Origin of the sequence: Ferruginibacter sp. (assembly GCF_028288465.1) — a bacterium.
Classification (GTDB): Bacteria; Bacteroidota; Bacteroidia; order Chitinophagales; family Chitinophagaceae; genus Ferruginibacter.
Genome location: NZ_JAQBNR010000019.1, coordinates 98,642 through 122,904, shown reverse-complemented (window position 1 = coordinate 122,904; position 24,263 = coordinate 98,642). Strand labels below are relative to the sequence as shown.

21 protein-coding genes and 1 tRNA gene are annotated in these 24,263 nt (G+C 41.6%); 8 read left to right on the top strand and 14 right to left on the bottom strand.

The features are described from left to right. Window positions 1-9 precede the first annotated feature (9 nt). From JWR61_RS08585 to feoB, 7 genes are all read right to left on the bottom strand, one after another. A complete protein-coding gene (locus tag JWR61_RS08585) occupies window positions 10-759 on the bottom strand; it encodes a 2-phosphosulfolactate phosphatase (RefSeq protein WP_290340956.1) in 750 nt (249 codons plus the stop codon). Between the two features lie 10 nt (window positions 760-769). Beyond that, a complete protein-coding gene (locus JWR61_RS08580; protein ID WP_301927433.1) occupies window positions 770-1,243 on the bottom strand; it encodes an SRPBCC family protein in 474 nt (157 codons plus the stop codon). A 195-nt stretch (window positions 1,244-1,438) separates the two neighbouring features. Further along, on the bottom strand, window positions 1,439-2,524 hold the full coding sequence (gcvT, locus tag JWR61_RS08575; protein ID WP_301927432.1) for a glycine cleavage system aminomethyltransferase GcvT: 1,086 nt from the start codon (window positions 2,522-2,524) through the stop codon (window positions 1,439-1,441). 233 nt (window positions 2,525-2,757) lie between these two features. Continuing rightward, window positions 2,758-4,980 (bottom strand): PspC domain-containing protein, encoded by a 2,223-nt coding sequence (locus tag JWR61_RS08570; protein WP_301927431.1) that lies wholly within the window; start codon window positions 4,978-4,980, stop codon window positions 2,758-2,760. Window positions 4,981-5,043: 63 nt separating this feature from the next. Then, entirely contained in the window at window positions 5,044-5,412 is a 369-nt protein-coding gene (locus JWR61_RS08565) for a PadR family transcriptional regulator (protein WP_290340968.1), read from the bottom strand. A gap of 431 nt (window positions 5,413-5,843) precedes the next feature. After that, window positions 5,844-6,296 (bottom strand): Hsp20/alpha crystallin family protein, encoded by a 453-nt coding sequence (locus JWR61_RS08560; RefSeq protein WP_290340970.1) that lies wholly within the window; start codon window positions 6,294-6,296, stop codon window positions 5,844-5,846. Window positions 6,297-6,522: 226 nt separating this feature from the next. Beyond that, window positions 6,523-8,640: a ferrous iron transport protein B gene (gene feoB / locus JWR61_RS08555; protein WP_301927430.1), complete on the bottom strand. Its 2,118-nt coding sequence runs from the start codon at window positions 8,638-8,640 to the stop codon at window positions 6,523-6,525. A 220-nt stretch (window positions 8,641-8,860) separates the two neighbouring features. On the opposite strand from feoB, the gene JWR61_RS08550 reads away from it, so the two are divergent. The 3 genes from JWR61_RS08550 (at window position 8,861) to JWR61_RS08540 (ending at window position 11,371) form a co-directional block, all read left to right on the top strand. Then, window positions 8,861-10,498 (top strand): M28 family peptidase, encoded by a 1,638-nt coding sequence (locus JWR61_RS08550; RefSeq protein WP_301927429.1) that lies wholly within the window; start codon window positions 8,861-8,863, stop codon window positions 10,496-10,498. 60 nt (window positions 10,499-10,558) lie between these two features. Continuing rightward, window positions 10,559-10,993: an IPExxxVDY family protein gene (locus JWR61_RS08545; protein ID WP_290340977.1), complete on the top strand. Its 435-nt coding sequence runs from the start codon at window positions 10,559-10,561 to the stop codon at window positions 10,991-10,993. A gap of 66 nt (window positions 10,994-11,059) precedes the next feature. Further along, complete coding sequence (locus tag JWR61_RS08540; protein WP_301927427.1) at window positions 11,060-11,371, top strand: 4a-hydroxytetrahydrobiopterin dehydratase; 312 nt, start codon at window positions 11,060-11,062, stop codon at window positions 11,369-11,371. On the opposite strand, the gene selD is transcribed toward JWR61_RS08540, so the two are convergent. Genes selD through mnmH form a run of 3 tightly spaced genes read right to left on the bottom strand, consistent with a single transcriptional unit; the run spans window position 11,368 to window position 15,020 of the window. Continuing rightward, window positions 11,368-12,453 carry a selenide, water dikinase SelD gene (gene selD / locus JWR61_RS08535; protein ID WP_301927512.1) on the bottom strand — a complete coding sequence of 362 codons (1,086 nt, stop codon included), beginning with the start codon at window positions 12,451-12,453 and terminating at the stop codon, window positions 11,368-11,370. The two genes, JWR61_RS08540 and selD, sit on opposite strands and share 4 nt — an antisense overlap. 31 nt (window positions 12,454-12,484) lie before the next feature. Next, a complete protein-coding gene (locus JWR61_RS08530) occupies window positions 12,485-13,963 on the bottom strand; it encodes a hypothetical protein (RefSeq protein WP_301927426.1) in 1,479 nt (492 codons plus the stop codon). Beyond that, on the bottom strand, window positions 13,941-15,020 hold the full coding sequence (mnmH, locus tag JWR61_RS08525; RefSeq protein ID WP_301927425.1) for a tRNA 2-selenouridine(34) synthase MnmH: 1,080 nt from the start codon (window positions 15,018-15,020) through the stop codon (window positions 13,941-13,943). Before mnmH ends, JWR61_RS08530 begins: the two co-directional genes overlap by 23 nt. On the opposite strand from mnmH, the gene JWR61_RS08520 reads away from it, so the two are divergent. Then, window positions 15,013-15,711 (top strand): MFS transporter, encoded by a 699-nt coding sequence (locus JWR61_RS08520; protein WP_301927424.1) that lies wholly within the window; start codon window positions 15,013-15,015, stop codon window positions 15,709-15,711. The genes mnmH and JWR61_RS08520 overlap by 8 nt on opposite strands. Before the next feature lie 39 nt (window positions 15,712-15,750). Here JWR61_RS08520 and rho read toward each other — a convergent pair whose 3' ends face one another. Then, entirely contained in the window at window positions 15,751-17,400 is a 1,650-nt protein-coding gene (rho, locus tag JWR61_RS08515; protein WP_301927511.1) for a transcription termination factor Rho, read from the bottom strand. 348 nt (window positions 17,401-17,748) lie between these two features. Beyond that, on the bottom strand, window positions 17,749-18,732 hold the full coding sequence (locus JWR61_RS08510; RefSeq protein ID WP_301927423.1) for a 2-hydroxyacid dehydrogenase: 984 nt from the start codon (window positions 18,730-18,732) through the stop codon (window positions 17,749-17,751). A gap of 145 nt (window positions 18,733-18,877) precedes the next feature. On the opposite strand from JWR61_RS08510, the gene asnS reads away from it, so the two are divergent. The 4 genes from asnS (at window position 18,878) to JWR61_RS08490 (ending at window position 22,514) form a co-directional block, all read left to right on the top strand. Then, the gene (asnS, locus tag JWR61_RS08505; RefSeq protein ID WP_301927422.1) at window positions 18,878-20,320 is read left to right on the top strand and encodes an asparagine--tRNA ligase; all 1,443 of its coding nucleotides are present in this window, start codon (window positions 18,878-18,880) and stop codon (window positions 20,318-20,320) included. 291 nt (window positions 20,321-20,611) lie between these two features. Next, window positions 20,612-21,166 (top strand): GNAT family N-acetyltransferase, encoded by a 555-nt coding sequence (locus tag JWR61_RS08500; protein ID WP_301927421.1) that lies wholly within the window; start codon window positions 20,612-20,614, stop codon window positions 21,164-21,166. 102 nt (window positions 21,167-21,268) lie between these two features. Further along, window positions 21,269-22,312, top strand: a complete 1,044-nt coding sequence (locus JWR61_RS08495; protein WP_301927420.1) for an NAD(P)-dependent alcohol dehydrogenase — start codon at window positions 21,269-21,271, stop codon at window positions 22,310-22,312. Between the two features lie 129 nt (window positions 22,313-22,441). Continuing rightward, a tRNA-Phe gene (locus JWR61_RS08490) sits at window positions 22,442-22,514 on the top strand. 260 nt (window positions 22,515-22,774) lie between these two features. Here the strand turns inward: JWR61_RS08490 and JWR61_RS08485 are convergent. Beyond that, the gene (locus JWR61_RS08485) at window positions 22,775-23,290 is read right to left on the bottom strand and encodes a hypothetical protein (RefSeq protein WP_367881796.1); all 516 of its coding nucleotides are present in this window, start codon (window positions 23,288-23,290) and stop codon (window positions 22,775-22,777) included. Between the two features lie 155 nt (window positions 23,291-23,445). Next, window positions 23,446-24,252, bottom strand: coding sequence for a carbon-nitrogen hydrolase family protein (locus JWR61_RS08480; RefSeq protein ID WP_301927418.1), 807 nt, complete (start codon window positions 24,250-24,252; stop codon window positions 23,446-23,448). Window positions 24,253-24,263 lie beyond the last annotated feature (11 nt).

Genomic DNA, 24,263 nt, shown 5'->3' with positions numbered 1-24,263 from the left:
CGGCGTTATTTAAACCTGTTCTCCCTGTACCCCTACCACCAGTTTTCCGCCTTCGTATACGCATAAAACATTGGCGGCATCTTCTGTAAGGCAATAACGGATATCTTTTTCAAGACCAAATTTTGTAAGGCGGTGATAATGAGAGGCATTTTTATTTTTCAAAAATTCAAACATATCTTCGCGGGCATCCGTATACATGGTTTCGGCCAGTTGTGACGCATCGCAGTTGATAGTAAAATGTTCTTTTACCCGGTTGATGACGGCCCCTGCAAACAAGGTATCTTCTATATTCACCCTGTCCTTCCAGGCTGCACACCCCAAAATTACATGCCGCTTTTGCTCAATCAGATAATCGCACACTGCGGTTAAATTGCCGAAAGAACCGGTGATGATTTTTTTGGCTCCTTTCTCCAGGGCCATATGTAATAACTTGGTACCGTTGGTTGTGGTCAGCACCAGCGTTTTGCCACCCACAAATTCCCGCGGATATTCAAAAGGCGAATTACCGTGTGCCAGGCCTTCTGCTATCTGGCCATCTCTTTCGCCGGCGGTAATGCCTTCAATCTGTTTGCCGATGCGTATGCATGCCGCCACACTATCAACTGGAATAATGCATTTGGCGCCATTGTGTAAAACAGTGGCTATTGTAGAGGTTGCTCTTAAAACATCAATGATAACCACGATACTGTTGCTTACGTTATATAAGTGCAACAGGGCAGGAGACAGCGAAGTATGTAACGAGGGTTTTACTGAATTCATTCCTGCAAATTTAATTTAATATCGCTTTCCACTTTTCGCTTTCAGCATATTCTTTAATTACCTGGTTTCTTTTAGTTAACAGTTTTTCCATGTACTTTTTCAAAAACAAGCTATTGGCTGCTTTGCCCAGTGCGCCATACGGCGTTTCAAAATCAACAATGTCTATCATGATGCTGCCATTGGCCACCTGTTTAAAATGATGCTCGTGAACATAACTTTTAAAATCGCCCCGGGTCATTGCATCGGTAAACATCAGCGGTGATTGCATTTCGGTAATGGCCGAAGTGAACTGCCGTGTTTTAAAAAAATGCTTTCCCTGCCAGGTAACGGTTTCGCCTTTGTTTATCAGGCCGCTGGTTGTTCCGGCAACAGCAGTTTCATTGGTGTGTGCCATTGATTTTTTATGCAGCGTGATGCTGCGGCTTAAATCAAAAACTCTTTTGGCCGGCGCTGCAATAAATGTAGTTAAATGAATATGGGCCATTTGTCAGATAAAATATGATTCTCAAGATAAGAAAATTTAGCTGCCTTTGCCTGTGGTGCCCATTTTAGCAAAAAAATGTTATCAACAAATCAGCAAGCAATGATGCCGGTTGCTTTTTCTTTCACCTGTTGTTATACACTATCCCGGCAATAATTTATTTATACAGGGCATTGTTCATTTGCTGTTGCATTGTAATTAAGCAAAAGGCATTTTAACAACTTTAGCCTTTAGAAGCGTATTGCGTATACTGATGTAAATTTCTGTATCAATCGCAGCGTGTTTGCTGTCTACGTATCCCATTCCAATGGCTTTACCAAGCGACGGAGACTGCGTACCGGAGGTCACTTTACCAATAATGGCTCCTTCAAAATCCTTAATCAGGTAATCGTGGCGGGCAATACCTTTTTCCAGCATTTCAAAACCTACCAGTTTTTTAGTAACGCCTTTTGCCTTTTGCTTTTCAAATATGGCTTTTGATGTAAAGTCTTTTGTGAACTTAGTAATCCATCCCAAGCCAGCTTCAAGCGGAGACGTTGTATCATCTATATCATTGCCATATAAGCAAAAACCCATTTCAAGCCGCAATGTATCTCTGGCGCCTAACCCAATTGGTTTTATACCTTGCGCTGCTCCAGCCTCAAAAATAGCATCCCATATTTTATCGGCATCCCCAGCTTTATTTTCAAAATAAATTTCCACGCCGCCAGCACCTGTATAACCTGTTGCACTTATCAACACATTGCTTACGCCGGCAAAAGTTCCCCTCACAAATGTGTAGTATTTTAAATTGAGGATATCGGTATCGGTAAGTGGTTGCAGTATTTTATTGGCATTGGGCCCCTGTATGGCCAGCAGGCAGGTTTTGTCAGAAATGTTGTGCATTTCTACATCGTTCGTATTGTGGCTGCTGATCCATTTCCAGTCTTTATCAATATTGCCGGCATTTACAACCAGCATATACACCTTGTTCTCTTCAATACAATATACCAGCAGGTCGTCAACAATACCGCCGTCATCATTGGGCAGGCAACTGTACTGGGCTTTACCTGCAGTTAATTTGGATGCGTCGTTGCTGGTTAAACGCTGAATCAGTTCCAGCGCATGTTCTCCTTTTAAAATAAACTCACCCATGTGGCTTACATCAAACACACCCGCATTGTTGCGCACAGCTGCATGTTCATCATTGATTCCGGTGTAACTGATGGGCATGTTGTATCCGGCAAATTCAGCCATTTTTGCACCCAGGGCGATGTGTTTTTCTGTAAATGGAGTGGTCTTCATTGTATAGTTTTATTAAAAAATAGAAGCCACAAAAATAGAGTAAACTGGTATTGCAAATAAAAAATTATTGTCCGGGCAGGGAAGCTTTGGCAACATCGTTGCATCGCCCTCTTGTGCCGCATACCGTTGGCAACGTTCAGCGACAATGCTTTAGTTCTGCCGCAGGCAAAAACAAAATCCCGCCAATTACGGCGGGACCCTGTTTTTGTTTCACTTCAACTCAACTATTGAAACTATATTAATCCAATGCTTGCCACCGGACTGTAAGATTGTAACAACGTGTCACCGGCTGGTTCTGTATCGCTTATTGTAACATTCAATTTTTCAAGTTTCTTTTTATTTTCTTCCTGTTTTTTCTTAATGTCATTTTGTTCTTTCAACAAAGAATCTTTGTATTGCTGCTGCACTTTTTGCAGGTCAGTTTTTAAAGAATCTATTTTTTGTGCGCTGTTGTAACGATAAGTGCCACCGCTGTTATTTGTACTTTTACTTGTATCATTATCTTCTCTGTCATCATCATTGTCATCCCGTTTGTTTCTGTCACCGTTCTTCCATTCATCGGCAGGTTTTCCGGTTAACGTATATAACCCATTTGCACGCATCACATAGTTTACATCCGTTTGCCAGCCTCTTTCTTCATCATCAATATCCAGGTCATTGTAATGATCGTTCCATGGGCCGCTAAAATGAATGTTGTTATTCCAGCCAACGTTCCGGTCAATTCGTATTTGTTTTCCAACAGGTACATACACCGTAATAATTACCCGCTGGTTACGGAATTTGTCGTCTTTTGTAATTGGGATTCCCTTATCCAGTAACAGCAGAGAATCATGTTGTGCTACATTGAATTGAATCAATCTCGCAAGTGTATCAGCCGACCGCCTGTTTTCGCCATTGGCCATCTTTATCATAGTAACCCTGAAACTATCATTGGTAGCTTTGATAATTTTTATAGAAACATTTTCCACAAAAACAGTATCATCATCCAGGTTTTGAAAAGGCTCAAACTTTAACCAGTTATTACGGTAGTATTTTTTTAATGGAGAATTGTTAGTGATTTCCAGCTTTGCAATACCAGGATTTGCAAGGTTGACGTCTTGTTCAATAATATTATTCATGCTTTTAAAATCACGCCCAACGGATGCTATTAAAGATATAAAGCAGGCCCATCCAATGATGTATAAACTGATAAATGTAAAGCGTAATACTTTGCGGTTACTTTTCATTTTTGCAAGCCTGCGTATAATCCAGGTGATAATTCCAATTACAGGCACTGCAATAAAAAATATCAGCGTTCCCCAGGCCAGGTAATTTTGCAGGCCATCAGTCAGCAAAAAGTCTTTCAGCGGAAACACGCCTATTGAAGCTACTGCAAAAGCAAACAGTGCAACTACAAAAGCAAAACCAAAACATCCGATAATAAAATAAGCAAAGCCCTTTACAATAAAGACGATGATATCACCCAGCGACCTGCCACTTCTCCGGGCTGCAGAGCCCATTTCCGCACCCATTGTTTTTCCTTTTTCTTCGGCGAAAGCCCTTGCTTCATGGCCCAGTCTTTCTGCTCTTTGCTGAACTCCTTTCATTTCTTCCACCACTGAATTCTTAATGGAGTTTAAATCTACCTTCTCACCTTTCATTTCCAGTTTTTCCGCGGTACTGGTGGCTTCGGGTATTACCAGCCACAAAATAATATAGATGATAAGTGCGCCGGGGCTAAATCCCAGTCTTAAAAAATTAGGAAATTCCATAAAACCCCAGTGGCTCCAGTGAAAAACAAAAGTTAAAAAGGGCAGCAAAAACAATACTCTTGGTATCCAGGGATTGATGCCGAAATAGTTACCAATACCGGAGCACACACCGGCAATCTTTTTATCGTCCGGATCCCGGAACAATCTTTTGCGTGTACCGCCGATTATTTTGGTTGCCGTGCTGGGTACTGCTATCCATAAAATGATGTAGGGTATTAAACCAAATCCAAAAGAGATGGCAAGCACCACAAAAATGATCCTGACAATTACTACATCTATTCCAAAATAATTGGCCAGACCGGCACAAACGCCACCTAAAATTTTGTCAGTTTCATCCCTGTACAGTCTTTTAAATCCTGCGCTTGTAGTATTTTGCTGGGATTGTTGATTGCCTGTTGCTGATGAAGAAGCAGTTGAAGTCTGTGTATAAGCTGTACTGTCTTCGCCCTCAAATTCTTCCGGACGGCCCATACTTTTAATGATAGCATTTACATCTTCATCTGTTATGCAGGTAACGCCTTTTTTCAGCCTTTCCTGGAATAACTCTGCAATGCGGCTTTCAATATCATTAATGATCTCTTCCTTGCCTTCTTCATTTGCAAAATAAGTATTCAGGCTGGCGGTATATTGTTTAAGCAAGTCAAATGCAGAAACTTCTATCGGCACTACTTGTCCGTGGAAGTTGATATTTATTACTTGTTTCATGGTTAATTGTGTTTCGTATTCGTTAGTTGATTCGGGCCCCAATAAAAACAATGCCTATCGTTCCTATTCCGGGTTGTTGAAGTTGGTGTTACTGGTATGTTGTTGTTCGGCTTCTGAAAGTGCTTTTACAGCGTTGGCCAGTTCGTTCCAGGTTGCTTCCAGTTCCCTGTAAAACGCATCTCCTTTTTCGGTAAGGGAAAAATATTTCCGTGGCGGACCGCTGTTACTTTCTACCCAACGGTAAGTAAGAAACTCTGCATTTTTTAACCTGGTTAGCAGCGGGTACAATGTTCCTTCAAAGATGTTCAGGTTGGCGGTTCTCATCTTGTCGATGATATCCGATGGATACGCTTCGCCCTGTTTGATCACCGAAAGAATACAGAACTCCAAAACTCCTTTCCGCATCTGGCTGGCTGTGTTATCAATGTTCATGGCTTCAATGTTTTAAAATTCAATTTGGTTGGGTTTACTGAGTTTGGTTGTTGACAAGTGATCGTCCGGAAATACACCTGTTGTTTTACTGCCCTCTCGCCTTAACAACACAAAGATATAAACTTTACAGTACTATACAACACATAGTACCATTTATTTTTTAGTAGTTGGTGGTGATTACTAATGCCGTAATTCGTGCAAGCCTTTACTGTTGTGGGTTTGGTAGGAAAATAACTGATTAAAAAGATTTGCCGGATAATGACAATTGGTAAAATTTATATGCTGAACGGTGGAAAGCCGGTGGTATTTAGGGGGTTAAGCCAGATGGCGGTTACAGGAATAAATTCGAAAATAGATTTTACCAGAGGCTCAAAAAAAAATAGCCGCCAGTGAAGGCAGCTATTGTAATACCATTTAATTGGTTAAAAAAGTTAAGAAATCTGGATCATTTTGGGTGCTTTTTGCTTTGCCTCTTCCACTTTTGGAATGTGTAGCTGCAATACCCCATCTTCATATTTCGCATTGATCTTTTCTACGTCCACGACATCCTTGGGCAAGGTAAAAGAACGTTCAAATGACTGGTAGCTAAATTCCTTACGGGAGTAGCGGTCTCCCTCGTTTTCTTCAGTTTGGTTACTTTTTTCGGAGCTGATGGTAAGCATATTTCCTTCGAGCTGAACTTTAAAATCAGTTTTTTTCATTCCAGGTGCTGCCATCTCCACTTCAAAACCTTCGTTGGTTTCTTTAATGTTTACAGCAGGCAGGGAAGTACCAGTATTAGAATAATTAGACTGGCCCCAATTGAATAAATCCCTGTTTAAAAAATCATCAAACAGTGTTGGAAATGCACGCATCAGGTTTCCGTTTCTTTTTACGAGTGTCATAATTACCTCCTTTTTAAATTGGTTAAAGAAAATATTTATACCACTTATTCATCAAGCAATATGCCACTTGAAAACTTTGAAAAGTAATCTGAATCATTGTCAGCATTGGCTTTGCTGTAAAGCAGAGGTAGTAAGAAACACTGAAATTTTATCAGTATTAAGACTGAAATTTTTACAGTATAAATCCAATTTTAAGGAGAAGTTTTTGTTATTGATCTGCAAGAACCTATATAAACAGCCTGTAAATTCCCCAGCTTAATAAGTAAGCCAGCCCGGTCATATACGCCAATTGTATAAGCGGCCATTTCCAGCTGCGGGTTTCTCTTTTTACAACTGCCATCGTACTCATGCATTGCATGGCCAGCACATAAAAAACCAATAATGATAACCCTGTGGCCAGGTTATAAACCTTGGTGCCATCCGATCTTACGGCGGCATTCATTTTTTGGCGCAACGTGCTGCTGTTTTCACTGGCATCTTCACCAACACTGTACAGTGTTGCCATGGTACCCACAAAAACTTCCCTGGCGGCAAAGGAGGTAACCAGGGCAATGCCAATTTTCCAGTCATAACCCAATGGGCGAATGGCGGGTTCAATAAATTTACCAAGTGTACCGGCGAATGAATTTTGCAATAATGCTGTTTTACGTTCCCGGTTCAATTCGGTTGCCTGCTGCGGATTTTGCTGTACCAGCTGATCATATTTGGTTGTAACAGCAGCCATATTTTTTGCCGGCCCAAAAGTGCTCAGTACCCACAACAAAAGACTGATCACCATTATTATTTTACCTGCCTGGAATACAAATATTTTTGCTTTTTCAATCATGGTCGTTAATGCATTTTTCCAGCGGGGCGCCCTGTAAACAGGCAGTTCTAAAATAAAAAAACTCTTCTCTTTTATTTTAATAAACCATTTCATTACATAGGCTACAATCAGTGCCATTACTGTACCCAATAAATATAATGCCATCATCACCAGCCCCTGAACACTAATAAAACCAAAATATAATTTAGAAGGAATTACAAGGGCAATTAAAATAGTATACACCGGTAACCTGGCGCTGCAACTCATTAACGGGGTAACCATAATAGTGAGTAACCGTTCCTTGCGGTTTTCAATATTCCGTGCGCTCATAATAGCAGGCACGGCACAGGCAAAGCCACTGATCATCGGCATTACGCTTTTTCCATTCAATCCTACTTTGCGCATCAGCTTGTCGGTTAAAAAACTTATCCTTGCCATATAGCCGGTATCTTCCAGCAATGTAATCAGCCCAAACAAAATCATGATCTGCGGAATAAAAACCATGATACCACTAAGACCGGCAATAACACCATTGATCAACAAATCACTCCACCAGGTATCCGGAAGCGTGCTGCTTAAAAAGCCGCTCAGTTTACCAAAAATCCATTCGATGGCATCCATGGGATAATGCGCAATCCAAAATACACTTTGAAATAAAAGAAATAAAACTGCCAGTAAAATAAGATAACCCCATTTTCTGTCCAGCAAAATATTGTCCAGCTTTTCAGTGAACAATGCTTTCTTGAGCGGATCATTTTCTACCACCGTAACCTGCATAATTTGCTTGATGCGGCCATAGCGTTGCATGATTTCTTCGGCCTGGGTACGGGTAGGATTGAAATTATTTTCCTTCTCTATGGCTTCAATTCTATCCTGCATTGAGTGGCCCAGCTTAAAATGTTCGTGGTTGATTAAATAGTGTAAAGCCGTGTAATCGCTTATGGATGGAAATAATTTTTTTACAGCGGATACCGGACTTTCCGCCAGTTCAGCATTGTTGATAAACTCCCTGGGCGCTGCGGTGATATGTGCCGCGGTTTGATCAATTATTTTTTTTAACTGAGGTATGCCCTTTCCTTTACGGGGATTGATGCTTACAACCGGCACGCCCAACTCCCTTTCAAGGCCGGCCAAATCAATCTGCGTTCCTTTATTACCAGCAAGATCCATCATGCTTAAGGCCAGTACCACCGGTATTTTTAAATCAATGATCTGGCTGCAAAACAACAGGTTTCTTTTAAGATTGCTGGCATCAGCCACCAGCAAAACCATATCCGGCTTAATGTCATCATCCTGTTGCAGCAATACTTTATAGGCAACCCATTCATCTGCACGTTTGGGATATAAACTGTACGTACCAGGCAAATCAATCAGCGTAGCTGAAAGCGTTTCAGAAATAGTACATTGCCCGGTTTTTTTATCAACGGTAACGCCGGGAAAATTTCCAACCTTTTGGTTTAACCCGGTTAACACATTGAACAAAGAACTTTTGCCGCTGTTAGGGTTACCAACTAATGCTATGTTTATTTTTTTTATCAAAATTAAATTAGATGCAAAAGTAACGGCTATCGTTGTTTAAATATTACGAAATTGGAAAGATCACCCCCGCAATCCGGAACATAATGTGGATGATAAAGGCGGGCCAGTTTGATAAGCAGGTAAATTTAAGGCATGCTTTTGGTATTATAATTTTGTATATCACCTTGCTTCCAATAGCCCTTGTGTGAATTATCTTTACAATTCCTTAACCAACACTTTTATGAAATGTATTTTTTATTGCCTCCTGTTTTCCATACAATTTACTTACGCTCAAAAATTAAAAAAAGCAGATAAAGCTATAATGGCTCAATTACAAACCCACGCGGCATACCTTGCGGGCGATGCACTTGAAGGAAGAAGAACAGGCAGCAAAGGCGAGAAACTTGCCTACGAATATATCAGCACAGAATTTTCAAAGGCTGGCCTTGCAGCCAGGGGTAGTGACGGCGGCTACCTGCAGGAGTTTGAAGTGAATGATGGAAAGATGATTGCCAATACATCGCACCTGCTAATCAATGGTAATGATCTTGCCCCTGATAAAGATTATTTTCCGCTTGCGTTCAGCTGCAATGCTTCTTTAAATGCAGTAGGGTCAATCGCGTTACAGGAAAATGGGTCACCCTGGTTTTATGATTTAAAAGAAATACTGGAAGCCAATAAGAATAATCCTCATTTCGACCTTATTGATGCTATCAAAACTAAAGTAGCAGATGCCGCAAAAAAAAGGGCTACTGCTTTTTTTATTTATAACAGTTCCGCGATTGCAGATGAATTGAAGTTTGATCCGAAAGCAAAATCTGAACTGTCTGCTATTCCTGTTATCTATATCACCAAACCTGGTAAAGAAAAATTTTTGAAAGATGAAACTGCTTCGCTGGATATTCAACTAAAAATATTCATCACCGATAAAAAAAGATATGGCCATAATGTGATTGGTTACATTGATAATAACGCACCCAATACCATCATCATCGGCGCCCACTATGATCACCTGGGCTATGGCGAAGACCATAATTCTTTATACAGTGGCAGTACGCCACAGATACACAATGGTGCGGATGATAACGCCAGCGGCACTGCGGCGGTTATAGAGTTGAGTAAACAATTAAAAGCCTCTAAACTAAAAAACAACAATTATTTATTTATTTGTTTCAGTGGCGAAGAGCTGGGTTTGTTTGGTTCAAAATATTTTACAGACCATCCAACTATCAACCTATCCACAGTTAATTTTATGATCAACCTGGATATGGTAGGCCGATTAAATGACACCACGCATGGATTGAATATTGGCGGTTATGGCACATCGCCTGTGTGGGGACAAACACTCAGTCCCAACGATAAATTTTTTAAAATAAAGTTCGATAGCAGCGGTACAGGACCAAGTGATCATACTTCTTTTTACAGGAAAGATATTCCCGTTTTATTTTTCTTTACCGGTATTCACAGCGATTATCATAAACCTACGGATGATGCTGACAAGCTGAACTATACAGGGGAACTGATGGTGATGAAATATATTTATACTTTACTTGAAAATACCGATAAAAAGGGGAAGCTTGCATTTACCAAAACGAGAGAAAGCGCTACCAGCAGTAAGACCAGCTTTAAGGTTACATTGGGTATTATGCCTGATTATACTTTCAGCGGTATTGGCGTAAGGGCGGATGGTATCAGTGATGGAAAAATAGCCCAAAAAGTCGGCATAAGAGCAGGTGATGTAATTGTACAACTGGGCGATTATAAATTTACGGATGTACAAACTTATATGGAGGCATTGAGCAAATTTAATAAAGGGGATGCCACTAAAGTAAAAGTAAAAAGAGGTACTGAGGAACTTGTATTTGATATTGTGTTTTAACATTGTTGCATCTACATTATACCATTGTATTGATAGCTGCTATTTACTTCGAAATTGAATATGAAACTTAAAATAGACAATGAAACAATTGCCCAGGAGTTTTTTGAAGATTCCATCCTGCTTGGCATTGTTGCGCCGGTTAAGGATTACCAGTTATGCTGGCAGCTAAACCAGGTGCTGGGTTTTGATTTTCGCATCAACAATGATTTTGAAATTCAGCTGAGTAAAAAAGAACGGAAATATTTCTTTTCCATTTACGAATACCAGGTGCCATCTACCTGTCTTATACACTATTTATACAATAACCAGTTTGACGGAGAATATTTATTGCCCGAATTTAAACACCTTGATTTTTTATGGCTGATGAAGGGCGAATATGTGAGTAAGGAAGAATTAAAAGCCCTCATTTATTCTATTAAATCATTGCCCGGCGTACAGCTGGTAAATGAAATGACCAACGAAAAAATAAAGCACAAGCAGCACCTTATTTTTTGATAACTACTGCCGGTTGAATTATTGGCCTTCTTTAAATACTGGCACCAGATTAGATACACTGTTATCATGTTTTCTGTTAAAGCCATAAATAGCTTTCAAACCGGAAATAGTATCAATCATCCATTCAATTATTTTCAATTAAACACTATGTGGGAAGAAAAAAACGATACGCTCTATAAAAAATTCGAATTCAAAAATTTTTCTGAAGCTTTTGGATTCATGACAAGGGTGGCATTAGCGGCAGAAAAATTGGACCATCATCCGCTATGGACCAATGTGTACAACAAGGTAGAAATCTGGTTAAGTACGCACGATGCGGGAGATACCATTACAGAAAAAGACAGAATGCTATCCATTAAAATTGATGCGCTGGCTTAAGATTTTACTAACACGGTATTTGTTTGTAAAGCGATCATATTACCTACGGGTGTCTTGAATTTTTCAAGTCCGTGTTGTTCGAAGATATTTTTTACTTCGTCCGCTGCAGCTACACTTACTGCAAGCAGCAAACCGCCGCTTGTTTGCGGATCTGCAAGAATTGTTTTTTGATATGTTGTAAGGGTGCCGATCTTTTCTCCGTAACTATCCCAGTTTCTATGCGTACCGCCTGGTACACAATTTTGATCAAGATAGTCTTTAATTTCAGGAGTAATCAAGGGTATGTTGTCGAATTGAATAACAGCAGATACACCGCTGCCTTCTGCCATTTCAACCAGGTGGCCCAATAAACCAAAGCCTGTAATATCGGTCATTGCATGAACGCCTTTAATAGCTCCCAATGCTTCGCCCACTTTGTTCAACTGCATCATTTGTTTTGCAGCCATGCCTTTATGTTCTTCTTTCAGTAACCCTTTTTTTTCTGCCGTAGTTAATATTCCAACACCCAGTGGTTTGGTTAAAAACAACAGATCCCCTTCTTGTGCCAGGTTATTTTGTTTGATGTTTGGCACTGACACCAGGCCGTTTACAGCCAGTCCAAAAATGGGTTCCGGGCTGTCAATGCTATGGCCGCCAGCCAATGGTATTCCGGCTTCCAGGCAAATGCTTCTGCTGCCTTCAATTACTTTTTGTGCAACCGTGGGTGGCAACACATTAATGGGCCAGCCCAGTATTGCAATTGCTAAAATGGGTTTTCCGCCCATGGCATACACATCACTGATTGCGTTGGCTGAAGCGATGCGGCCAAACTCATACGGGTCATCCACAATAGGCATAAAAAAATCTGTGGTGCTGATAAGTGCGGTACCGTTACCCAAATCATACACCGCAGCATCATCTTTACTGTGGTTGCCTACAATGAGTTTATCATTATCTGGGCGGGCTATATTACTGGTCAGAATTTCATCCAATACTTTTGGTGAAATTTTACATCCACAGCCGGCACCATGAGAATATTGCGTAAGCTTAAAAACCGGAACCGGTATATTATCCAATGAAATTATTGTTCCATCATCATTCATCAAATCGTCATTATTCATCTTATTAAAAAATTTATTCCCGCTTTTTCCTTTGCAGGATGATTTGTGCATTGGATTTTAAATCCGCACTAAAACGAACATCATATACCGCATCGCCGTCATGCACTACCAGCAAACCGGTATTGGGTGGTATGCTGCCGAGGTTTTCTGCATACATCACCAGTTTAATTGAATCCGGTGTTTCCTTTGTAATATAAATGGTTTTGCTTACTGCTTTCGTGCTCAAACCCTGTTTGGAAAAAATAACATCGCCATTCATTACAACACTTACAGTATCTCCATCTACATAACCATTATCATACAGGGTGAGTACCAGGCTATCGCTTTGAAAATAGACTGCCTGCGAAGTAGCGATCGATCTTTTATCCACGTCTGCGGCACCTTTTACAACACTGGGTGCAGTTGGTTCAGGCTTCTTTTCCACTACAGGAACTGCAACTGTCTTTGGCTTTTCAATCGCAACGGGCGGCGCTGCAACCGCTGCCGGCTTACTTACAACAGGAGGTGCCTTCTTAACTTCTGCCGGCTTAGCAGCGATAACAGCAGGTGGCGGTACAGGTTTGGTCACCACGGTCGGTGTTTTTTTAACTTCAGCAGGTCTACTTACTGCTACCGGTGATGGTGCACTTACAGGCGGCGGAGTTTTCTTTATCTCAACAGGTTTATTTACCGCCGTTACAACAGGAGCAGGCGGTGGAGTTACAGTTGTTGCGGGCTTTGTTTCAACAGGTTTATTTACTACTGCAACTACCGGAGCTGGCGGAGTTGGAACGGGTGCAGCTGGCTTTGTTTCAACTGGTTTTGGTATAGCGGCAACAGTGGTTACGTGCTCAGCAACAACAGGCTTTTTTTCAACAGGTTCACTTACTGGCTTTTGTTTAACATCGGGATCAACCGCCGTTGGTGGCGCTACGCTGATGTTTGTTTTAGGCGCTTGCAATGCTACCACCTGTGGCGCAGGTTTTTTCTCTGGTTCTTTAAAAACCAGTTTATCTTCCAGCTTTAAATCTGCCAGTTTTTTATATAGTACCGTTTCTTTAAAATCGTTTTTGCGTTGCATTATAACGGTACCCGTTGCTGATAAAAAGCGTTTGGTACGGTTGGTACTCCAGCTGCCTTTCATTATCATGGCAGTATCCTCAATAGTAAGGGTAACTATCATGGTCTTTTTAATATTTTTGGGGGGAGTAAAACTAAATGAGTTGTCTATGAGGCTTACATCTTCAATAATAATCTCATCTCCTTTTCGCTGAATAGTAACATCCCTTAACCCGGTTTCCTTTTTTCCATTTTCTTCAAAAGTGATATGCGAATAACCAATCAATTTGTTTTTCACTTCGCTGATGGATAATTCAAAGGGCAGGTATTGTTTGGTTGAATCAACATACATTTCGCCTTTCCAAAGTCCCGTAATATCACGATCCTGCGCCAGCAGGCTGGCAGGTAATAATAAAAAAAGTAAAAAAAACTTATTGAACAGTAATTTTTTCATGCAGTAGGTTTTGGATATTGGTTTTTATATCTACGGTTGAACAATTGATTTTTTTAACCAAAGCAGGATCGGTAGCCCTTGCCGCCAACCCTTTTTCATAGTACTTGTCATAATACTTCAGCAAAATACGAAAACATTCCCGGTGATTATTTTCGAGCAGGTAGTTTACGGCCTGTTTTGTTTCAAGACCGCCCAATCTTTTTTGAATTCTAATGACTGCATTTACCATAGCAGCCTTGTCGAATTTGCCATATTCTTCAGTAAGGTAAGTAAGCCTTTCTTCAAAAGGAATATCCAGGAATATCACCCGACTGCTGCGCATCTGTTTCCAAAAACTATCCGGAATATTCATGGATCCTATACGCTGGCTTTCATCTTCAATAAAAATCTCCCCGGCATTACCTGCAACCCTTCTCATTGTATAAAGGGCATCCGCAAGTAAGTTTTCAAACATCTCCTGCGAAGGCTGCGGCTTTTCGCCCAACGCACCAAAGCTGGAACCCTTGTGATTTGCCAATGCTTCCAGGTTGATTATTTTATACCCATTGTGCTGTAACTCGTGCAATAATGATGTTTTGCCCGAGCCGGTATACCCGCCAAGTACCGTTAGCTGGTATTGCTCATCGAACCGGGCTCTTGCCCATTGCCGGTACATTTTATAACCCCCCGTTAAGGTGTATACTTTAAATCCATACAGATCAAGCAGCCAGGCTACACCCGCACTCCTCATCCCGCCACGCCAGCAATGTACCAATACAACAGGGTCATTTTCTTGTCTGCTTTTGTCATTTAATTGAAGAACCAACCTCTCCACCTCTTCCACCATGGGCCTCATTTTTACGCCAAAGTAATCCAGCCCGATTTTGATGGCTTTTTTTCTGCTTTGCTGTTTATAAGCTGTACCCACTACTTTTCTTTCTTCATCGGTAAACAATGGCAGGCTATAGGCACCGGGAATATGTGCATGCGCATATTCGCCCGGACTGCGTACATCCAATACCGGGTACTGCGAAGCGAGCATTAAAAACTGATCGATTAAAATTTTTTGTATGGCCATTGTTGTAAGAGAAAAGCTGCTACACAAGATACATAAAGAAAAAAGCCATCAGAAAATTTCCTTGAAAAACAAAGTACATTTATTGATGCTTAGAATTATTAAACATCTGCTTCCCTTATTTATTGTACAATTTTTCACCTGGCTGGCGTTATTTTCGCTTTGGATCTATGCCACACCGGTTATTACCAAATACATTTTTAATAGTACAGATGCCGAAAGCTGGGCCTTTGAAAATGGAACTACCTGGGTAGGTATCTGTTTTGCCTTCTACAGTACGCTGGCTGCGATATTGGCTTTTACTATTCCCGAGTTAACTAAACGGTATAGTAAATATAAGCTGCACGCCGTCGCATTGCTTATCGGGAGCATTGGCCTGCTGCTGATTTACTGCATTAAAAATCAATACCTCTTACTGATATCGTTTGCTTTTATTGGCATTGGCTGGAGCAGCATCAGCAATATACCTTACAGCATCGTCAGTGATATAGCACCTGAAAATAAAATGACCACTTATTTTGCTGTATTTAATTTTTCTATTGTAATACCACAGATAACCGCCGCCTTCTTACTCGGTTTTTTAACCCGTCATTATTTTTCCGGCCAAACCAACCTCACGATTTTAACGGGCGGAGCCGCCATGCTGTTGGCCGCCATCATTATGTTTTTTGTTAAAGAAAAAGCCGCTGAATAATCAGCGGCCAGTAATGTATTAATTTAAAAGCGTAAATTTTTATCCGTTCATAGAAGTTAAAAATTCTACGTTGTCTTTTGTTCCTTTCATGTTTTTAAGCAGGGTATTCAATGCTTCTTCCGGATTCATATCGGCCATGTGTTTACGTAATACCCACATGCGCTGGAATGTTTCCTTATCAAGCAACAGATCATCACGCCTTGTTGAAGACGAAACAATATCAATTGCAGGATAAATGCGGCGGTTAGACAGTCTTCTGTCCAACTGCAATTCCATGTTACCGGTTCCCTTAAATTCTTCAAAAATAACCTCATCCATTTTGCTTCCGGTATCAACCAGTGCAGTGGCGATAATGGTTAATGAGCCACCAAATTCTATTTTACGTGCAGCACCAAAAAATTGTTTTGGTTTTTGCATGGCATTCGCTTCCACGCCGCCACTCAATACCTTTCCACTTGACGGAGCAACGGTATTGTGCGCACGTGCCAAACGGGTAATACTATCCAATAAAATCACCACATCATGACCACATTCAACCAGTCTTTTTGCTTTTTGCAAAGCGATGGTTGAAACTTTTACGTGCTTTTCTGCAGGTTCATCAAATGTGCTGGCAATAACTTCAGCCTTTACACTGCGTTCCATATCTGTTACCTCTTCCGGTCTTTCATCTACCAGTACAATCATCAGGTAACATTCCGGATGATTTTCTGCAATTGCATTGGCCAATTCTTTCAGCAACATTGTTTTACCCGTTTTTGGCTGGGCAACAATCAATCCACGCTGGCCTTTACCTATTGGCGTAAACAAGTCCATTATCCTGGTACTGTAATTATTGGAAGTGGTAGTAAGGTTTAGTTTTTCAAACGGAAATAAGGGAGTAAGATAGTCAAAAGGAACCCTGTCTCTTACTTCTTCAGGGCTTTTGCCATTGATGGTTTCTACCTTTAGCAAAGCAAAATATTTCTCACCTTCTTTTGGCGGACGAACAGATCCGTAAACAGTATCGCCGGTTTTTAAGCCAAATAATTTTATCTGGGAAGGAGATACGTAAATATCATCCGGTGAAGAAAGATAATTGTAATCACTGCTTCTTAAAAAGCCATAACCGTCAGGCATCATTTCCAATACACCTTCCCCTAATATGATACCGTCAAATTCAATATTAAAAACCTGCTGGTCCCTGCGTTGCTGGTATTGTTTGCTGGGGTACACATTTTGCTGTCCACCTTCTGTCATTTGCAGTTCAGGCTGCTGTTGTTGTACATCATCTTCTTCATGCAATAGCGATGCGATGGCTGCAGGTATTGTACTTTGCTCGTCTGTTATTGGCTGAAGATCTTCTTCGAGTTCGTCTTTTATAACCGGTTGTTTTTTTCTTTCTGCAGTATGTTCTGTTCTTTTATGTTGCTTGTGTTCTGCGGCCTTGGGTTCTGCTGTTTTAGGTTCTGCCGGAGTAGGTTCTGCTACCGTTTTTTCTGTTACGGGAGAAGCAGCTGCTACGGGAGCGGCTGTAGCTGCGGCTTTGATGGTGCGTTTACGCTTGGGTTTTTCCTCGCCTTCGTTTTTTGCTGGTGTATTCATGGTAGTTTGCCTGGCAAGTATCTTATCTATCAGATCCTGCTTTTCTAGTTTTTTATAATTGGAGATAGTGAGCTGCTCTGCAATATCATGCAACTCAGGAACGAGCATATCGTTCAGTTGTAAAGTGTCATACATAAAGAAATGAAAAAAGTTTTTTCAAAAAAATCCGGTCTTAAAGTCTTGAAATAATCCCAATTGTTCGGGTGAGAATTTTTTGTTTGATGGAATGTGACTGTCTGATGCAGTAGTTATATGGAAGACCTTATCAGCAATATTCCTGCACAATATTACGCCGTTTTTGCTAAATACTAAAAAAATTTTTGTTAATGAGGGGGTAACTCAAATGGTAACAAAGATAAAATGTGCCCTGTAACCGAGCAGTATTGCAACAATTTGCACGTTGGACAAAGTCATTACCCCTCTGGCTGACATGACTGGTTTTAGCCAGGCTTTTTATTATGCGACCCTATTGGTAAGCTTTGTTCCGGCCTCAAATTCATCTATATTGGCGAGTGTTGTTTTGGCGATTTCCGCTAATGCTTCCTGCGTAAAAAAGCCCTGGTGAGAAGTGATCAACACATTGGGAAAGCTTAGCAGGCGCATGATGTCATCATCATCAATGATATTTTCTGATAAGTCGTTAAAAAACAATTTTTCTTCCTGCTCATACACATCCAGCCCGAGATATCCGATGCGGCCGGATTTAAGTCCTTCAATCGCAGCCGGTGTATCTACCAGCCCGCCCCTGCTTGTATTGATGAGCATTACACCCTGCTTCATCATGGCAATGCTGGTTGCATCTATAATATGGCGGGTTTGTTCTGTCAGCGGGCAATGCAGCGAAACGATATCCGCCTGTTGAAAAATGTCGATCAATGGAAGGTAGTCAACTCCTGCCGCCTGCATTTCTTTATTAGCTATCACATCAAAAGCCAGCACTTTACAACCAATGCCCAGCATAATAGTACAAAACAACTGGCCAATTTTACCGGTACCGATCACACCGACAGTTTTACCATAGAGATCAAAACCCATCATTCTTTCCAGAGAAAAGTTGCCTTCCCTTACCCGGTTATAGGCTTTATGGGTTTTGCGGTTGAGCGTTAAAATCAGCGCCAGCGCATGTTCCGCCACTGCATGCGGAGAATAGGCCGGCACCCGTACTACCGGGATGCCGTTTGCTCTGGCCGCAGCAATATCTGTATTGTTAAACCCGGCACTGCGTAAAGCTATCAATTGAATGCCATTGCTTTTTAATGCTGCAATTACATCGGCCGATAATTTATCGTTTACAAAGGCGCAAACTGCGTTGCAATCCCAGGCAAGGTTTACGGTTTGTTCATTTAAAGGCGCTTCAAAATAAATTATTTCGTGTTTTGTATTATAGCGGTCAAAAAATTCGCGGTCGTACATTTTGGAAGAAAAGAAAGCAATTTTCATCCGCCAAAGTTAATGCGTATTGAAAAGAGTTTTTAGTAAATACAATTTCTGCAGCAACAATCTCATTTAGCATAACAGCATTAATACCATGCAATCCTTTTAATCCATCAAAATCCCCGTTATATTTGCAGCCAATTTAAACGTTATGTTCAACAAAAGAATAAAGATAAAAGCATTGCTGGCAGAAGAAAACACCGGCTTTGAAGCAACCGTAATGGGATGGGTTCGCACGTTCAGAAACAACCAGTTTATTGCCCTTAACGATGGCAGTACCAATAATAATTTACAGGTAGTTGCTTCATTGGGCGAGTTTGAAGACAGCACGTTAAAACGCCTGACAACAGGCGCCTGCATTAAAGTTACCGGCCAGGTAATTGCATCTTTAGGTAAAGGACAAAAAGTAGAATTGAAGGCAGCTACCATAGAAATATTAGGCGATAGCGATGCGGAAAAATTTCCTTTGCAGCCTAAAAAACACAGCCTTGAATTTTTAAGAGAGATTGCCCACATGCGCTTTCGCACCAACACTTTTGGCGCCATTTTCCGCATCCGGCATTCGCTGGCATTTGCCATTCACCAGTTTTTTAATGATAAAGGATTTGTTTACCTGCATACGCCCATCATAACCGCAAGCGATGCAGAAGGCGCCGGCGAAATGTTCCGCGTAACTACATTGCCTGTAGATGGCAGCGCACCAAAAAATGAAGATGGCAGTGTAAATTTTAAAGATGATTTTTTTGGCCGCAGCACCAACCTGACCGTTAGCGGACAACTGGAAGGTGAACTTGCTGCGATGGCTTTTAGTGATGTATATACTTTCGGCCCTACATTCAGGGCAGAAAACAGCAATACAACCCGCCACCTGGCTGAGTTTTGGATGATTGAGCCCGAAGTTGCCTTTAACGACCTGGAAGATAATATGAACCTGGCGGAAGCTTTTATCCGTTACGTGATTAAGTACGCCATGGAGCAAAACAAAGAAGACCTTGAATTTTTAGCGCAACGGCTGGAAGAGGAGGAAAAACAAAAACCGCAGCAGGACAGAAGTGAAATGGGTTTACTGGACAAACTGAATTTTGTTGTAAACAACGATTTTGAAAGGCTGACTTATACCGAAGCGATTGAAATTTTAAAAGAGAGCAACCACAACAAGAAAAAAAAGTTTCAATATTTAATCGAAGGCTGGGGTGTTGATTTGCAAAGCGAACATGAACGTTACCTGGTAGAGAAACATTTTAAGAAACCGGTGATACTCACCAACTATCCAAAAGACATCAAATCGTTTTACATGCGTTTGAATGAGGATGGCAAAACGGTGGCTGCCATGGATATCCTGGCGCCCGGTATCGGCGAAATTGTGGGTGGTTCACAAAGAGAAGAACGGCTGGATAAATTAACGGCCCGTATGGCTGAAATGCATATTCCTGCCGAAGAACTGAACTGGTATTTGGATACCCGCCGCTTCGGCAGTTGCCCGCATGCGGGCTTCGGGCTCGGGTTTGAACGCCTGGTGCAGTTTGTAACCGGTATGGGTAATATCAGGGATGTAATTCCTTTCCCAAGGTATCCTAAAAGTGCGGAATTTTAATTGGGCAAAACAATATTGCTTTTAGGATATTATCAGTTGCTTTATAGTTGCTTCAATGCTTTAGAGCAGGCAATTAACTTGTATAATTCTTTACCACGGTCTGACCTTTGGTGCCGACCGTGGTAAAAATTTGCGGTCGGTACCGAAGGTCAGACCGCAAAGTGAACACTCCAAAAACCAACACCCTGCGAATTGATGGCGATGCACAAAGCTGTAAAAGTACAAGTGAGTGACACAACGATTTTCCACAAAGCTGTCATTGCCCGGACCATTATTTTTTAAATACAAATTATGCTTTCACTGCAACTCAATCCTTTTCCGGTGCTGTATACCGGACGGCTGATGCTAAAAGAAATAACAGCGGCAGATGTGAACGATTTACTGGTACTCCGTTCTGATAAAAAGGTTATGGCCTATATTGACAGGCCACTTGCCCAATCGGCAGCTGATGCCATGGAGCTGATTCAAACAATAATTGACGGCGTAAAAAATAATGAAAATATTACCTGGGGCATTGCTTTAAAAGAAGATGCTGTATTAATTGGCACCATTGGTTTTTGGAAGATTGATGCGCCCAATTACCGGGCAGAAATCGGCTACCTGCTGCACCCGCAGCAACAGCGAAAGGGCATCATGCAGGAAGCGATCAAATCCGTATTACATTATGGATTTACCACCATGGGCCTGCATTCTGTGGAAGCCAATGTCAATCCTGCCAATGAAGCTTCTAAAAACTTACTGCTGAAAAATAACTTCGTACAGGAAGCCCATTTTAAAGAGAATTATTTTTACAACGGCCGCTTTCTTGACTCTGCTATTTTCTCCCTGCTGGCACCTTCTGCCTGACCTCTTTTATGGGAGCGGTTTTTGTGGTTTGTTCCGCTATATAAATTTTTATCCAACAAACAGTTTGCAAAAACTGTGTGTAATCATTCTAAAATAAAACATATGACACCCGTAAACGCTTATGCAGCGCAAAGTGCAACCACACCATTAACACCATTTAATTTTGAAAGAAGAGACGTTGGCGCCAATGATGTACAAATTGAAATTTTATATTGTGGCGTTTGTCACTCCGATATTCACCAGGTACGCAACGAATGGGGCGGCTCTATTTACCCGATGGTACCGGGCCACGAAATAGTAGGCCGCATTACCAAAATCGGGTCTGACGTAAAAGACTTTACAATCGGTGAACTGGCCGGCGTGGGCTGCTTTGTAGACTCCTGCAGGGAGTGCCCCAGCTGCCTGGCACATGAAGAACAATATTGTGACAACGGGATGGTTGGCACTTACAATGGCCGTGATAAAGAAGGCAACCCTACCTATGGCGGGTATTCCACGCAAATTGTAGTGGATGCAAAATACACGCTGCATGTAGCTGACAGTTTGCCCATTGAAGGCGTGGCGCCTTTGTTGTGTGCGGGCATTACCACCTATTCACCTTTAAAGCACTGGAAGATTGGCAAAGGACACAAAGTGGCCGTAGTTGGCCTGGGCGGACTTGGTCACATGGCCGTTAAGTTTGCCGCTGCTTTTGGCGCCGATGTCACCGTGCTGAGCACTTCCAAATCAAAGGAACAGGATGCGCTGAATTTGGGCGCCCATTATTTTGCGGTAACAAAAGATGCGGACACCATGAAAAAACTGCAGGGCAAATTTGATTTTATTTTAAGTACCATTTCTGCACCGCACGAATACAACGATTATTTAAACCTGCTTACTTTAAACGGCACCATGGTGGTTGTGGGCGTACCTCCGCAGCCTTCCGTAGTGGGCGCTTTTAACCTTATTGGCAAACGCCGTTCTATTGCCGGCTCCCTGATTGGTGGTATTAAAGAAACGCAGGAAATGCTGGACTACTGCGCCGAACATAATATTGTGAGCGATGTGGAAGTGATTAAAGTATCTGCGATAAATGAGGCCTACGAAAGAATGTTAAAAGGCGACGTACACTATCGTTTTGTGATAGATATCGCCTCTTTAAAATAAATCTTTTTAACACGTAAATACAAGGTGGGCCTGATTTTGCCCACCTTTTTTTATTTCTTTCATAATTTGATGCGCTTGTTTTGTAATATTTGAGGAGAAACTCCTATTTTTGCTGCCCCGAAAGGGAACGGTGTGATAGCTCAGTTGGTAGAGCAATGGACTGAAAATCCATGTGTCGCCGGTTCAACCCCGGCTCGCACCACAAAAAGCGGGAAAATTGATGTCAAAGTCAGTTTTCCCGTTTCTATTTATGGGCAAAATCTATTTCAGCTGTTTAGCACCCGATCGCTTAAAAATGGGGCGTCTTCTTTCTGGAAAAATCCCTTTTGACGGTATAAAAAATCAAACCATTTTAATATTATTTTCCTGGCTAAACGCTGTTAATGACAAAAAAACTCGCAGATAAGTATCCTTAACTGACCAAAATCGAGCTTAGTCTTTGACGCTCAAATACCAGTGTCTCTACACCATCAGCAACACCACCGTCAGCACAATACCCGCCAAAGTAAAATACAGACCCTTTTTAAAAATGCTTGTTTTGGGCATAAACATCCAGAAAGAAGAGATCACAAAAAAGAAAAGGGAAACACCGAAGAAAACGTTCAGAAAAAATAAGGGGTCTTTTGTACTGGCTTTGTGCAGGTGAGTTAGTTTTTCTACCAACACCGGTAATACGGTAACGGTACAGCTTGCTGAACCTGTCTGTGCATTGTAAGTGCCCTGTTTAAACATTTGCACGTCGCCGCTTACGGAAGTAATTTTTAAATCACGTATGCGGATCGCTTTGCCTAAAGCCTCTGCTGTAAGACCCGGTTGCAGTTGCTGCGTTAGTTGTTTTTCTTTTTTTAAAAAACTGGTATCCCTGAAAATAAGCACGATGCCACTGAGGGCATATACGGCCATAATACCGGCTAAAAAAAAGCCCAGGTAACGGTGATATACACGCATGCTGTTGTGAAGGGGTGCTTTACTGCTCATAGTTATAATTTGGTGCAAAGAAAAGTATTGAGGTGGATAATGTCGTCGAAATAAGGAAAACCATTTACACAATCCGTAAATTCAGTCTGCTTCGGGGCTGCTTCATCTTTTATCAGAACTTACCATCTTTCCAATTTTTGTTATTTGTATTGGGCTCATTTTTTACCAACCGGATCAGGATATAGTTCTGGCTTAAACCTGCCGGCCAGCAAGCCGGTTGCTTTCTCCGGCTCCATGATTGCGGTGATCACGCCCGCTTTGCCATATGCCTGGTAAGCAATGCAACTGCCATCAGGACCAATTAAAGAACTGGCAGACTCAGGATATTGAAAAGCATAGTTGGAAGTGGCAAAATAAATCGTGTTCTCCATGGCACGCAGCATCTGGGCTTTTTCATAATAGGGATTTTCTTTTGCTCCCCACTCTGTGGGCAATCTTCCGCCATCATTACTTCCTGTATAGTTGGGATGAAACACCACCTGTGCGCCATTCCTGGCAGCCCATCGTACCGACTCGGGATAACGGTATCCTTCATGACAAATGGTGATACCAAATTTTACTCCATTCACTTCAAAGAGCTTGCGTTCGGTACCTGCCTGCCACAAATTATCTTCCGAAGGATCGAGCTGGTTTTTTGTCTGGTAGCCCAACACTTCGCCCTTACCATCAATTACAAAAGCGAGGTTTAACAAGATGTCCTCCCGGTACCAATCCATCGGTATAATCACCGCGATGGAATTACTGGCCGCAATGCGCCGTACCGCCCGCAACGCAGCTTCCAGTTGTTGCGATGTACGTTCAGCCGGATCGGCGCCCATACCGGGATAGCCGGGAATGTAGGATTCCGGAAAACAGATGATTTCAGCCTGTTGCAAGGCGGCTTCTTTAGTAAGTTTTTCAACCCATTCCAGCCCATCTGCAATGGAGGCCGGATAAGGCGGAGATGCAAGGGCTATCTTCATATTAGCTATTT

What these genes read in the sequence shown, in the direction of transcription:
- mnmH (WP_301927425.1), bottom strand. Translation starts at nt 15,020, where the DNA reads ATGGCCATACAAAAAATTTTAATCGATCAGTTTTTAATGCTCGCTTCG.
- selD (WP_301927512.1), bottom strand. Translation starts at nt 12,453, where the DNA reads ATGAATGATGATGGAACAATAATTTCATTGGATAATATACCGGTTCCG.
- JWR61_RS08530 (WP_301927426.1), bottom strand. Translation starts at nt 13,963, where the DNA reads ATGAAAAAATTACTGTTCAATAAGTTTTTTTTACTTTTTTTATTATTA.
- JWR61_RS08585 (WP_290340956.1), bottom strand. Translation starts at nt 759, where the DNA reads ATGAATTCAGTAAAACCCTCGTTACATACTTCGCTGTCTCCTGCCCTG.
- JWR61_RS08560 (WP_290340970.1), bottom strand. Translation starts at nt 6,296, where the DNA reads ATGACACTCGTAAAAAGAAACGGAAACCTGATGCGTGCATTTCCAACA.
- JWR61_RS08485 (WP_367881796.1), bottom strand. Translation starts at nt 23,290, where the DNA reads ATGAGCAGTAAAGCACCCCTTCACAACAGCATGCGTGTATATCACCGT.
- JWR61_RS08500 (WP_301927421.1), top strand. Translation starts at nt 20,612, where the DNA reads ATGCTTTCACTGCAACTCAATCCTTTTCCGGTGCTGTATACCGGACGG.
- JWR61_RS08510 (WP_301927423.1), bottom strand. Translation starts at nt 18,732, where the DNA reads ATGAAAATTGCTTTCTTTTCTTCCAAAATGTACGACCGCGAATTTTTT.
- JWR61_RS08550 (WP_301927429.1), top strand. Translation starts at nt 8,861, where the DNA reads ATGAAATGTATTTTTTATTGCCTCCTGTTTTCCATACAATTTACTTAC.
- JWR61_RS08545 (WP_290340977.1), top strand. Translation starts at nt 10,559, where the DNA reads ATGAAACTTAAAATAGACAATGAAACAATTGCCCAGGAGTTTTTTGAA.
- JWR61_RS08495 (WP_301927420.1), top strand. Translation starts at nt 21,269, where the DNA reads ATGACACCCGTAAACGCTTATGCAGCGCAAAGTGCAACCACACCATTA.
- JWR61_RS08540 (WP_301927427.1), top strand. Translation starts at nt 11,060, where the DNA reads ATGTTTTCTGTTAAAGCCATAAATAGCTTTCAAACCGGAAATAGTATC.
- JWR61_RS08480 (WP_301927418.1), bottom strand. Translation starts at nt 24,252, where the DNA reads ATGAAGATAGCCCTTGCATCTCCGCCTTATCCGGCCTCCATTGCAGAT.
- asnS (WP_301927422.1), top strand. Translation starts at nt 18,878, where the DNA reads ATGTTCAACAAAAGAATAAAGATAAAAGCATTGCTGGCAGAAGAAAAC.
- rho (WP_301927511.1), bottom strand. Translation starts at nt 17,400, where the DNA reads ATGCTCGTTCCTGAGTTGCATGATATTGCAGAGCAGCTCACTATCTCC.
- JWR61_RS08520 (WP_301927424.1), top strand. Translation starts at nt 15,013, where the DNA reads ATGGCCATTGTTGTAAGAGAAAAGCTGCTACACAAGATACATAAAGAA.
- gcvT (WP_301927432.1), bottom strand. Translation starts at nt 2,524, where the DNA reads ATGAAGACCACTCCATTTACAGAAAAACACATCGCCCTGGGTGCAAAA.
- JWR61_RS08565 (WP_290340968.1), bottom strand. Translation starts at nt 5,412, where the DNA reads ATGAACATTGATAACACAGCCAGCCAGATGCGGAAAGGAGTTTTGGAG.
- JWR61_RS08570 (WP_301927431.1), bottom strand. Translation starts at nt 4,980, where the DNA reads ATGAAACAAGTAATAAATATCAACTTCCACGGACAAGTAGTGCCGATA.
- JWR61_RS08580 (WP_301927433.1), bottom strand. Translation starts at nt 1,243, where the DNA reads ATGGCCCATATTCATTTAACTACATTTATTGCAGCGCCGGCCAAAAGA.